Source organism: Stenotrophomonas sp. 85239_Sma, from assembly GCF_056481725.1.
Genome location: NZ_CM151163.1, coordinates 4,491,584 through 4,503,450 on the forward strand (window position 1 = coordinate 4,491,584; position 11,867 = coordinate 4,503,450).

Annotated in this window: 12 protein-coding genes; all 12 read right to left on the bottom strand. The window is 68.5% G+C overall.

Annotated elements, in window-relative coordinates:
* Positions 1-32: 32 nt before the first annotated feature.
* The 12 genes from ACYKG1_RS20860 to ACYKG1_RS20915 all read right to left on the bottom strand — a co-directional run bounded on the left by ACYKG1_RS20860 (position 33) and on the right by ACYKG1_RS20915 (position 11,867).
* Positions 33-473: an excinuclease ATPase subunit gene (locus tag ACYKG1_RS20860; protein ID WP_100474669.1), complete on the bottom strand. Its 441-nt coding sequence runs from the start codon at positions 471-473 to the stop codon at positions 33-35.
* Positions 474-545: 72 nt separating this feature from the next.
* Positions 546-1,784 (bottom strand): beta-ketoacyl-ACP synthase, encoded by a 1,239-nt coding sequence (locus tag ACYKG1_RS20865; protein ID WP_100474672.1) that lies wholly within the window; start codon positions 1,782-1,784, stop codon positions 546-548.
* Positions 1,784-2,515: a 3-ketoacyl-ACP reductase FabG2 gene (locus ACYKG1_RS20870; protein WP_100474675.1), complete on the bottom strand. Its 732-nt coding sequence runs from the start codon at positions 2,513-2,515 to the stop codon at positions 1,784-1,786. The genes ACYKG1_RS20865 and ACYKG1_RS20870 overlap by 1 nt, the downstream gene beginning before the upstream one ends.
* Positions 2,512-2,967, bottom strand: a complete 456-nt coding sequence (locus ACYKG1_RS20875) for a hotdog family protein (RefSeq protein WP_100474678.1) — start codon at positions 2,965-2,967, stop codon at positions 2,512-2,514. The genes ACYKG1_RS20870 and ACYKG1_RS20875 overlap by 4 nt, the downstream gene beginning before the upstream one ends.
* Positions 2,964-4,148 (bottom strand): beta-ketoacyl-ACP synthase, encoded by a 1,185-nt coding sequence (locus ACYKG1_RS20880; protein WP_478471291.1) that lies wholly within the window; start codon positions 4,146-4,148, stop codon positions 2,964-2,966. Before ACYKG1_RS20880 ends, ACYKG1_RS20875 begins: the two co-directional genes overlap by 4 nt.
* Entirely contained in the window at positions 4,145-4,702 is a 558-nt protein-coding gene (locus tag ACYKG1_RS20885; RefSeq protein WP_315973590.1) for a DUF3261 domain-containing protein, read from the bottom strand. Before ACYKG1_RS20885 ends, ACYKG1_RS20880 begins: the two co-directional genes overlap by 4 nt.
* On the bottom strand, positions 4,690-5,940 hold the full coding sequence (locus ACYKG1_RS20890; protein WP_032129172.1) for an NAD(P)/FAD-dependent oxidoreductase: 1,251 nt from the start codon (positions 5,938-5,940) through the stop codon (positions 4,690-4,692). Before ACYKG1_RS20890 ends, ACYKG1_RS20885 begins: the two co-directional genes overlap by 13 nt.
* 54 nt (positions 5,941-5,994) lie before the next feature.
* The gene (locus ACYKG1_RS20895) at positions 5,995-8,370 is read right to left on the bottom strand and encodes an MMPL family transporter (RefSeq protein ID WP_478471292.1); all 2,376 of its coding nucleotides are present in this window, start codon (positions 8,368-8,370) and stop codon (positions 5,995-5,997) included.
* Positions 8,342-8,965 (bottom strand): LolA family protein, encoded by a 624-nt coding sequence (locus ACYKG1_RS20900; protein WP_478472779.1) that lies wholly within the window; start codon positions 8,963-8,965, stop codon positions 8,342-8,344. Before ACYKG1_RS20900 ends, ACYKG1_RS20895 begins: the two co-directional genes overlap by 29 nt.
* Positions 8,966-8,967: 2 nt before the next feature.
* Positions 8,968-9,399, bottom strand: coding sequence for an acyl-CoA thioesterase (locus ACYKG1_RS20905; RefSeq protein ID WP_478471294.1), 432 nt, complete (start codon positions 9,397-9,399; stop codon positions 8,968-8,970).
* On the bottom strand, positions 9,386-10,936 hold the full coding sequence (locus ACYKG1_RS20910) for an HAL/PAL/TAL family ammonia-lyase (RefSeq protein WP_478471295.1): 1,551 nt from the start codon (positions 10,934-10,936) through the stop codon (positions 9,386-9,388). Before ACYKG1_RS20910 ends, ACYKG1_RS20905 begins: the two co-directional genes overlap by 14 nt.
* Positions 10,926-11,867 (bottom strand): LpxL/LpxP family acyltransferase, encoded by a 942-nt coding sequence (locus ACYKG1_RS20915; RefSeq protein ID WP_100474695.1) that lies wholly within the window; start codon positions 11,865-11,867, stop codon positions 10,926-10,928. The genes ACYKG1_RS20910 and ACYKG1_RS20915 overlap by 11 nt, the downstream gene beginning before the upstream one ends.

The following is an 11,867-nucleotide window of genomic DNA, read 5'->3' on the forward strand; positions in this document are numbered from 1 at the left end:
GCGTTCAGCCAGCACCGCCGCCGCACGGGCGCTTACTTGACCTTGGCGTAGGTGCCCTTCAGCGCAACGCCGGCCAGGATGGCGCCGGCGTAGCACTCGTAGTTGGTGCTGCTCTTGAACTCGTTCTTCTTGTAGTAGCTGACGATGTCGACCACGGCGTTGGCGCCGCGCGACTTGGCACCGTCCTGCAATGCGCGCAGCGCCGACAGTGCGACCCAGCGGCAGGCCTCGGCATCGCTCTTGTTGGCGGCGTTGGTCTTCTTGTTGGTCACGTCCTCGCCCAGGCGCTGCTGCACGCTGACCGGCTGGCCGGCCAGGTAGAAGCGGACGCTGCCGTCGATGCCGGCGTCCTTGGCGGCCTGCGAATTGACCAGTTCCTGCAGGGACTGCTCCACGCGGGTATCGCGGGCAGAAGCGGTGGAGGACAGGGCCAGCAGCGCGGTGGCGGTGGCGATCATGAGAGTGCGGCGCATCGGAACATCTCCTTGTCGAAGGTGCGGGTGGGTAGCGGAAACAGTGCGGTGGGTGGGATCAGCGGCGGTGGATCACTCGCGCCATCGGCGGAACACCAGCGAGGTGTTGATGCCGCCGAAGGCGAAGTTGTTGCTCATCACGTACTCGGCCTGCAGTTCGCGGCCCTGTCCGGTGATGAAGTCGAGCTGGCCACAGCGCGGATCGACCTCGGCCAGGTTCAGGGTCGGCGCGAACCAGCCGGCGCGCATCATCTCGATGCTCAGCCAGGCCTCGAACGCACCACAGGCACCCAGCATGTGGCCGACGTAGCTCTTCAGCGAGCTGATCGGCACGCGGCTGCCGAACACCTGCGCGGTCGCCTGGGTTTCGGCGATGTCACCGTGGTCGGTGGCAGTGCCGTGCGCGTTGACGTAGTCGATCTGCGCCGGCTCCAGGCCGGCATCCTCCAGCGCCAGGCGCATGGCCTGGGCCATGGTGTCGGCGCTGGGCTGGGTGACGTGCTGGCCATCGCTGTTGGTGCCGTAGCCGACCACCTCGGCAAGGATGGTGGCGCCGCGTGCCTGCGCGTGCTCCAGGTCTTCCAGGATCAATGTGCAGGCGCCCTCGCCCAGCACCAGGCCGTCACGACCGGCATCGAACGGGCGCGGGGTGGTCTGCGGTGCGTCATTGCGCACGCTGGTGGCGAACAACGTGTCGAACACCGCCGCTGCGGTGGCATCGAGCTGCTCGGCGCCGCCGGCCACCATCACCGTCTGCTTGCCACTGCGGATCGCTTCATAGGCCGCGCCCACGCCCTGGCTGCCGGAAGTGCAGGCACTGGAGGTGGTGTAGACGCGCCCGGACAACCCGAAGAACACGCCGATGTTGACCGGCGCCGTGTGGCTCATCATCTTCAGGTAGGTGGTGGCGCTGATGCCGTCGGTGGTGAATTCGTTGAGCATGCGACCGAATTCGCCGGTAGCCTCATGGCTGCCCGAGGACGAGCCGTAGGCCACGCCGGTGCGGCCGCTGCGCAGTACCGGGTGCTCGTGCAGGCCGGCTTCGCGCAGCGCCACCTCGGTGGCGCGCACCGACATGATCGCGACCTTGCCCATCGAGCGGGTGGTCTTGCGGTTGTAGTTCGGGGGCAGCTCGAAGTCCTGCGCCGGCGCGGCCAGCTTGGTGTTCAGCCCGGCATAGACGTCCCATTCGGGCATCGTGCGCACGGCATTGCGGCAGCTGCGCAGGTGCGCCTCGATGGTGGGCCAGTCGTGGCCGAGCGGACTGATGGCGGCGGCACCGGTAACCACCACGCGACGATCGGCGGCCATCAGAGCATGCCCCCGTTCACCGAGATCACCTGGCGGGTGATGTAGCCGGCCGGTTCGGACAGCAGGAAGGCAACCGTGGCTGCCACTTCCTCCGGCCGACCGACACGGCCGGCGGGAATCAGCTTGAGCGCATGTTCGATCACTTCATCGTTGAGCATTTCGGTCTCGATCAGGCCCGGGGCCACGCAGTTGACGGTGATCTGGCGGCTGGCCAGTTCCAGCGCCAGTGCCTTGGTGGCACCGATGATGCCGGCCTTGGCCGCGCTGTAGTTGACCTGGCCGCGGTTGCCGGCCAGCCCGGACACCGACGACAGGGTGACGATGCGGCCCGGCTTGCGCCGCCGCACCATCGGCATGATCAGCGGATGCAGCACGTTGTAGAAGCCATCCAGGTTGGTGTGGATGACCTGGTCCCAATCCTCCGCCGACAGCGCCGGGAAGGCGCCATCGCGGGCGATGCCGGCATTGCAGACCACGCCGTAGTACGCGCCGTGTGCTTCGACATCGGCCTCCAGCGCAGCGCGTGCGGCCTCGCGGTCGGCTACGTCGAACGCCAGCACGCGGGCCTGCCGGCCCAGGGCCTGGATCTCGGCCACCACGGCCTGTGCCTCTTCCACGCGGCTGCGGCAGTGCACCACCACGTCGAAGCCATCACGCGCGATGCGCAGCGCGATGGCCCGGCCGATACCCCGGCTGGCGCCGGTCACCAGCACGCTTCGATTCCCTGTCATGCCTGTCCACTCTCCAGATAGGCCATCGCATCGGCCGGTTCGAATACCGATACGTTGGCTGTCGCCCATTCGTCCTCGCCCGCCAGGATGCGGCAGGCGAACATCCCCAATCCATTGTCACCCAACAGCTCGCAGCGCGCCTGTACGCGCAGCCGGGTGCCACTGGGAAAACCGCTGCAGCGGCTGCTGTAGCGCCGGCTGCCGAGCAGGAAGCCGAGCTGCGGTGGCTTGCCGGCCGCACGCGCTCGGCAGCCGGCCCAGGCCGCGATGGCCTGCGCCATGTATTCGATGCCGACCCACGCCGGCACCTCGCCGTTCTCCACGAACAGGCCGGCCTCGGGCACCACCAGTTCGGCCTCGATGGCGTCCTGGTCCCACCGCGTGATGCGCTCCAGCAGGCACATGTCCTGGCGGTGCGGGACCACGTCTTCGATCGCGTACAGCGTGTTCATCGGCGCTCCAGCGCCAGCACGGCATTGCTGCCGCCGAAGGCGAACGAATTGCTCAGCACCCGCCGCGGGGGGTGCGCCAGGCGGGAGCCCGGCACGACCAGCGGCAGCACCGGCAATGCGGGATCGGCCACGCCGTCCCACCAGTGGGGCGGCAGCAGCTGCTGTGGGTTCTCGGCCAGCAGGATCCAGCATAGTGCCGCCTCGATCGCACCCGAGGCGCCCAGCGTATGGCCGGTCAATGGCTTGGTCGAACTGGCCGGCACGCTGTTGCCCAGCACCTGCGAGACCGCCAGGCTTTCCATCGCATCGTTGTGGCCGGTGGCGGTGCCATGCAGGTTCACGTAGTCCACTTCGTCGGCCGCCCAGCCGGCACGCAGCAGCGCCTGCTGCAGGGCATCGATGGCGCCCAGCCCCTGCGGATCGGGGGCCGACATGTGGTGCGCATCGGCCGACTCGCCCCACCCGGCCAGGCATACCGGGCCGGGCTCGCGGGTGAGCAGGAACAACGCCGCCCCCTCGCCGATGTTGATGCCGGCGCGATGCTGCGAGAACGGATTGCAGCGCAATGCCGATACCGATTCCAGCGCGCTGAAGCCGGCCACGGTGAAACGGCACAGCGAATCGGCGCCCCCGGCGATCACCGCATCGACGATGCCGGCGCGCAGCATGCGCGCGGCCGACATCAGCGCCTTGGCGCTGGACGAACAGGCGGTGGACAGGGTCCATGCCGGCCCCTGCGCGCCACTGCGCTGGCGCACGAACTGCGCGGCAGTGCCCATTTCCTGCTGGGCGTAGTCGAAGCCCTGCGGCCACTGGCCCTGTTCGGCGTGGCTGCGCAGGGCCTGCTCGGATTCACCGATGCCGGAGGTGCTGGTACCCAGCACCACCGCCACGCGCTCGGCGCCATGGCGGGCAATCGCGGCGGCCACTGCCGGTGCGATCTGCGCCAGTGCCACGTCCAGCAGGGCGTTGTTGCGCCCGCGCAGGGCCACCGGCAGGTCATCCAGCGTCGGCAGCGGCGTGCGGACTTCTCCCAGCGCCAGGGTACGTCCCGGCAACAGGCTGTCGTTGTCACTGAGCCCGCCCGGCGCGTCGGCGAACAGTGCCGACGTCACAGCGGCACGGCCATCGCCGAGCGCACAGACCACGCCCAGATCATTCAGGTAGATCGGTGCACTCATGGGTCCTGCCCGGCCATGTCGATCGACTCGATGCGCAGGGCGTAGCCTTCGGCGCGGTTGTCCAGCTGCACGCTGCCATCGTCCAGGCGCTGCAGCTGCAGCCACACCGTGCCGTCGCGCGACAGGCTGCGCTGATGACCGTCATCGCTGACATTCCAGCCGGCCGGCAACGCGGCGGCAATGGCCGCGGTCGGCCACAGCGCGAACTGCAGGTCATCCAGCACACGTTCGGCACGCACCTGTGGCGGCAGCCACGGCGCGCGCTGCTGGGTCAGTTGCTGGCCGTCCCACTGCAGGCGCACGCCGGTCTGCCCCATCGCCTGCACCGCCAGCCGCACCTGCTGCGCGTCGGCTTCCAGCAAGGCGTCGAGGTCGCGCTCATGGCTGCCGAAACGGAAATGCAGCTGTTGCTGCAGCGCCAACGGCGACGGCAGGCTGGCCGGCGACAGGCGCAGCGGCGGCAGTTCCACCTGCGGCTTCGGCATGCGGCCGGCACAGGCCGCCAGCAGCAGGCACAACAGCACGGCCACGGTACGGGCGATCACGCGCTGCACAGCTGCTCCAGCACGCGCATGCGGCGGCCGCTTTCGTCGGCCACATACGGATTGTTGGTGTCCCAGGCGTAGCCGGCCAGGATGGAACTGATCATGTCGCGTACTTCGGGCTGTTGCTGCGGGTGGTAGATGATCTTCTGGAACCCGCCTTCGTACCAGCTTTCGACGAAGCGGCGGAAGGTCTTCACACCGGCACGCAGCGGGATCGAGAACTCGGCTTCCCAGTCGACGGTTTCACCGGCATAACGGCGCGCCAGGCATTCGCTGGCCAACTGCGCCGACTTGAAGGCGATGGTGACGCCGGAGGAGAACACCGGGTCGAGGAACTCGCCGGCATTGCCCAGCAGGGCGTAGCCCGGGCCCCACAGCGAGCTGACATTGGCCGAGTAGCCGGTGATGCGGCGTACCGGCAGCACCGCCCATTCGGCATTGGCCAGCAGGCGGGTCAGGTTGGGGTCCTCGCCAACGATGGCCTGCAGCTTCTGCAGGTCGTCGCCCTCGTAGCGTTCGAAGAACGACGGTTCGGCAACCACGCCCAGCGAGCAGCAGCCGTTGGAGAACGGGATCGTCCAGTACCAGACGTCGATGTGCTCGGGATGGGTGGTGATCAGGATCTTGTTGCGGTCGAAGTCCGCTTCAGCCGGAATGTTGTCGCGCACGTGGCAGAAGATCGCGCCACGCACCGGGAAATTGGACGGCGATTCCAGCTGCAGCAGGCGCGGCAGCAGGCGCGCGAAACCGGACGCATCCAGGATGAAATCGGCCTCGATGCGGTACTCGCTGCCGTCCGGGCGACGCACGGTCACCGCCGGTTGCTCGCCCGGCTCGACCGCAAGCACTTCATCGCCGAAGCGCAGCGTGGTGCCCATGCGCTCGGCGCCGCGCGCCAGCACGTTGTCGAAGTCGGCGCGCTGCACCTGGTAGGTGGTGCCCCAGCCTGGCGAGAACTTCTTCCTGAAGTCGAACGCGGTGCGCGCCTCGCCATGCACGAAGGCAGCGCCGTTCTTGTGCTGGAAACCTGCTTCGACCACGTCCTGCAACAGCCCGGCGGCTTCGATGTATTCCATGCTTTGCGGAAGCAGGCTTTCACCGATGGAGAAGCGCGGGAACTGCTGGCGCTCCAGCATCAGCACCTGGCGGCCCTGCTGGCGCAGCATCGCCGCGGCCACGGAGCCGGCCGGGCCGGCGCCGATGATCAGGATTTCAGTACGTTCGACAGCATCCACAGCAGTATTCATCGGTGCGTCCTTGTTGCTCGATCAAGTGGAAAGTAAGGAAGTCGGAGAACCGGCTCAGGCCGGCGGCAGATCGTGCGGCGGCGGCCGGAACAACGGCGAGATCAGCCAGACCAGGCCAATGCCGAACAGCAGGGTCAGGCCGAACGCGCGCAGCGCCGGCGTCTGCGACAGTCCCAGCAGGCCGAACGACAGCCAGGTACTGGCGGCACCCACGCACACCGCCAGCCACGCGCTGGCATCGCCGCGGTGCTCGATCAGGAAGATGCCGTAGTCGATGCCCATGCCCAGCAGCAGCATCAGTGCCAGCACGTTGAACAGTTGCAGCGGCTGGCCGAACAGGCCCAGCAGGCCCAGGGTCAGCGCGCCGGCAACCAGGGTCGGGGCGAACACGCGCCAGGCCTGGTGGCGGTAACGCAGCCACAGCGCACCGAACACCAGCACGATGCCGACCAGCAGCAGCCCACCCATCAGCTTGCGGTAGTGGCCCAGCAGCTGCGAGAAGTCGGCGGTGCGGTCCACCCAGCGCACACCCGCCAGGCCCTCGGCCGCCCCACGCAGGGTGGCCAGCGCATCGGCGCGCGACAGGTCATCGACCATCACCACGCTGATCATCTGCCCACCGACCTTGCCTACCCACAGGTGACGGAACGGCTGCGAGGCCGGCGAGGCCAGGAACGCCTCGGCAGTCAGCGGCGTGGCGGCGAAGTCCGGGCGCGGCAGGGGTTCGCCGACCGCATCGGACACCGCATCCAGCACGCCCGGTTCCACCTTCGCGGTCAGCGCGGCGTCGGCCTGCTGGCGCGCCGGCGACGGCAACCAGTCGCTGATCGCGCGGTAGCCACCAATGCGCTTCTCATTGGCCAATACACGCAGGCGTTCAGTCAGCGCTTCCTCACGCTGCAGCAGCTGTGCGGCGTCACTGCCCTGCACCAGGTAGAACTGCGCCGGGCTGGGCATGCCCAGCAGCTGGCTCAGGCGGATCTGCTGGGCCATCAATGCCGGCGGCGAGGACTGCAGGCTGCGCAGGTCGTCATTGCTCTGCAGGCGGGCAATACCGATGGCAGACAGCGCCAGCGTGATCACCAGGAACATCGTCACCCTGCGGCGGCCATGCAGGCGCGGGAAGCGCTCCAGCGTGTTGCCCAGCCACTGCGAGAAACGGGTCTGGCGGATCTCGCCGCCATCCAGCCACGGGAACCAGAAGATCACGGTAAGGAAGGCGGCAGCCAGGCCGACCACCGAGAACAGCGCCATCTGGCGCAGGCCCGGGAACGGCGCCAGGCCCAGTGCCACGTAGGCCAGCGCGCTGGTCAGCAGGGCCAGCCACAGGCCCGGCAACAGGTGACGCAGCAGTTTCCAGCGGCGATCGGCCGGCTCGGCCTGGCGCGAGGCAAACCAGTGGATGCCGTAATCCTCGGCCACGCCCACCAGCGAGGCACCGAACACGAGGGTGAGCACGTGCACCTTGCCGAACACCAGCACCGTCACCGCCAGCGCCACGCCACAGCCAATCAGCAACGATGCGGCGACCAGCAGGATCGGCCGCAGCGAGCGGAACGCCAGCCATACCAGCAGCAGCACCGCGGCCAGCGAGCCCCAGCCGATGGTGTTGATCTCCTGGTTGGCCTGCACCGCAGCCGCCTCGGCGTGCAGCGGCACGCCGGCATGCAGGATTTCCAGCTCGGGCGCCGCCGCCCTGGCGGCCTGCCCGGCGCGCTCCAGCAGGCCATCGAGATGGCGCTCACCATCGAGCTGGAACGCCGAACCCGGCGTATCGAACTGCAGCGCGGCCCAATGCTTGCCTTCGGCCTCGAGCAGGCCGTCGTCCCCCAGCCGCAATCCTGAACCCTGTGCCTGCTGCTGCCACCATTGCGGCCACAGCGACAACGGGTCTTGCCGCCAGTCGGTCAGGCGCGGGGCGCCCATCGGGCCGTACAGCGCGGCCAAGGCCTGCTCGGCCAACGCGGCCGGCTCGCTGACCTGCAGCTGCTCGCGCTGGGCTGGGGTCAGCAGGCGGTCGCGGTACGGCGCGTAGAACGCGCGCGCCTCATCGAACCAGCCTTCGATCGAACCGCTGGGCACCAGCAAGGCGTGGTCGGCGTCCTTGGCCATGGCCGCGGCAAAGGCGGCCTGCGCACGCTTGGCGGCGGCGCCGTCCTTGCTGCCGAGCAGCACCACCACCTGCCGCGAGCTGCCATCTGCGATGCGCCGGGTGACGTCGCTCAGCAGGCGGTCATGCGCATCCTGCGGCAACAGCGCGAGGATGTCGGTGTCGATCCGCGATTGCTGGCTCCACAGCTGCCACTGCTGTGCGCCCAGCACCAGCAGCAGCACCAGCCAGGCGATGCCCAGCCAGTGCCACCAGCGCCGCAACCGGTCCGGTGCATTCGATGCCACGGCCTCACTCAAAGCGGCGCGCCTCGTCCGCATCGAGCGTGGCCGGCGCCTCGCTCAATGCGCTGAACTGGATCTGCGTGCGGTCCTTGTTGGCCTCCACGATCTCGACCTGGCGCACGTAGCGGTCGCCCTGCAGGGTCAGCGATTCGAAAGCCTTGGCCAGCATCGCCGACTTCGGCGTCAGGCGCAGCCGCCAGCCCTGCCCTTCACGGCTGGCCGCCACATTGAACTGGCTGGACAGCGCCTGCACGTCCCCGCTCATCAGCGCGAACATGATCGCGTTCACCGAACGCATCGCCGGCTGCTGCCGCGCATCGAGCTCGACGCGGGTGCTGCCATCGCGCTGGCGGCTGAGGATGCGGTCGGCGGTGACCACCACCTCGGAGGGGAACGGCTTGAGCGTGGACCAGATCACGCCGTGCTGGCGCGCGACCACGAACCGGCCCTGCGAGCGCAACGGGTTCTTGAAGCCGCTGACCTGCTTTTCCTGGCTGAACTGGCCGCGCAGCACGTCCGGCCGCGCCACCGCCTGGGTGATCGCATCGATGGCGGGGTCGGCCGCCTGCACCTGCGGTGCGGCAACGAACATCAGCGCGCACAGCAGCACGCTCGGAAGACGGGCAAGCATGTTCACGGCGCAGGCACTCCCAGGCGTTCCCACAGTACCGGCGGGCACTGGTACAGCATTTCCTTGCTGGCCGCGTCCACCGCGACCTGGATGGTCATCGCGCGGGTCAGCACCTGGCCGCTCTGCGCATCGACGATTTCGTACTCGATCTTCAGCCGGTTCTCCCATTCCACGATGCGCGCGATCACGCGCAGCGCCTGGTTGAACAGCAGCGGGCGCACGTACTTCACCCGGGCATCGACCACCGGCCACAGGTAGCCCGATTCGAGCATCTGCGGGTAGTCGTAGTCGTAGCGCCCGAGCAGCGCGCAGCGCGCGATCTCCAAGTACTTGAAGTAGTTGCCATGCCAGACCACGTTCATCGGATCGCAGTCATGGAAGGCGGGGGTCAGCGCAATCTCGCCGACCCGTTCGATGGCCTCATTCACCGGCATACAGCTCCCAACGTTGCGCGCGGATCTCCACCAGCAGCTCCCGCAGTTCGCGATCCAGCGCGCGGTCTTCTTCAACCAGGGCGATGCGCTGCCCGAGGTCGGCGTACATGTCGGCCAGACTGCCATGCAGCTGCGCGTTCAGGCCAACCCGTTCGCGCAGCGCCAGGCCCTGGCGGGCGGCGATCAGCGTCGCGGCCACCACCTGTTCAGTCAGCTCGATCACGCGCAGGCAGTCGCGCGCGGCGATGGTGCCCATGCTGACCTTGTCCTGGTTGTGGCACTCGGTGGAACGCGAGAACACACTGGCCGGCATGGTCTGCTTGAGCGCTTCGGCAGTCCAGGCCGAAACACTGATCTGCAGCGCCTTCAGGCCATGGTTGATGGCTGCGCGCGGGCCGGTGGCCGCCGACAGGTTGGCCGGCAGGCCGTGGTTGTAGCGAGCATCAACCACCAGTGCCAGCTGCCGGTCGAGCAGATCGGCAACGTTGGCCACGGTGTTCTTCAGGGTGTCCATCGCCAGCGCGATGTGGCCGCCGTAGAAGTGGCCGCCATGCAGGATGCGCTCGCCGTCGGCATCGATCAGCGGGTTGTCGTTGGCGCTGTTCAGTTCGGTTTCGATCAGCTGGCGCAGGAACGGCAGGCTGTCCTCCAGCACGCCGATCACATGCGGTGCGCAGCGCAGCGAATAGCGGTCCTGCAGGCGCTGTTCATTGCGCGGCGGGCGTTCGCTGTGCAGGTCGCTGCGCAGGCGCGCGGCGATGCGGCCCTGGCCCGGGTGCGGCTTGGCCGCGAACAGGGTCTCGTCGAAGTGGTGCGCGTTGCCGTCGCTGGCCAGCACGTTGAACGCGGTCAGGCGTGTCGCCATGCGCGCCAGGTAATCGGCGCGCTGCCAGGCCAGGCAGGCCAGGCCGGTCATCACTGCGGTGCCGTTCATGATCGCCAGGCCTTCCTTCGGCCGCAGCTTCAGCGGGGTCATGCCGATCTTCGCCAGGACCTCCGCCGCCGGCTGCACGCGACCGTCGTGCAGCACCTCGCGCTCACCGCACAGCACCGCCGCCACGTATGAAAGTGGCGTCAGGTCACCGCTGGCACCCACCGAGCCTTCGGCCGGAATCATCGGCAGCACGTCGTGCTGCAGCAGCGTGGCCAAGCCTTCCAGCAGCGGCACGCTGACACCGGACATGCCGCGCACCAGCGACGCCAGGCGCGCGGCCAGCACGGCGCGGGTCTCGACCGGGTCCAGGTAACGGCCCAGGCCGCAGCCGTGGTAGGTGTACAGGTGGTGCGGCAGTTCCGCCACCAGCGCCGGCGGGATGTTCACCGTGCACGAGTCGCCGTAGCCGGTGGTCACACCGTAGATCACGCCGTCCTCGCGCAGCAGGCGGTCGAGGAAATCGGCACCGCGCTGGATGTGCGCGCGGAACGCCGGCGCGTCGCTCAGTGCGGCCTCGCACTGGCGCTGGGCCAGGGCAACCACGTCTTCAATGGTCAACGGTGCATCGCCAAAGCGGCACACGGGTACGGCGTCAGTCGTCATGCGGAGCCTGATCCCAGAAGGGGAAGAAATTGAACCAGTCCAACGGGGACTGGATGACCTGGAGTTCCAGCCAGCGCGCGAAGCGCTGTGCCTGTTCGGCCAGTGCGGCGTCGCGCGAGCCACGCGGCAGCACGATGCGCTCGGCGAACTGTTCAAATGCCACGCGATAGCCCTCGCCCTGGTGCAGGCAGGCCATGGTGTAGACCGGGCAACCGAGCGCGGCCGCGAGCACATAGGCGCCGATCGGGAACGGCGCGCGGTGGCCAAGGAATTCAGCGGTGACGCTGCGGCCGCCCTGTACCGGCGTACGGTCGCCGACGATGGCGACGAAGCCACCCGCCGCCACGCGCTCGGCCAGCATCACCGCAGTGGCCGGCCCCATTTCGGTCACCTGCACCAGTTCCACCGCCGCCAGCGGGTCCAGCCGCTGCAGCAGCCGGTTGAAGCGCTGCGCGTGCGCGGTATGCACCAGCACGGTGATGCGGAACCCCGGCACCTGTTCGGCCAGCACCTGGCACAGTTCCAGGCAGCCGATGTGCGCGGTGAGGATCAGCCCGCCTTCGCGGCGCGCGATCTTTTCCAGCACCAGGTCGCGATGCAGGTGGATGCGTCCGGCCGGATAACGCCCGCCCAGCCCGAGGATCTTGTCCAGCATCGTGTCGGCAAACGCGAAGAAGTGGCGCAGGCTGTCACGCCGGGTCGGCGTGCGGCCGAGCGCGCCACTGTGCGCCTGCAGACGCTGCAGGTACTGCATCGAGGCCTGGCGTCCAACGCGGTTGCCCAGCCAATGGCAGGCCACCACCGGCCACACGCACAGGCGGAACGGCCAGCGCCCGAACCAGCGGTGCACCCAGCACAGGAACAGCACGCCGGCCACCGAGGTGGATTCGCCGATGTCGGCCCAGTGCGGGGCACCCTGCGCGGCCGCCAT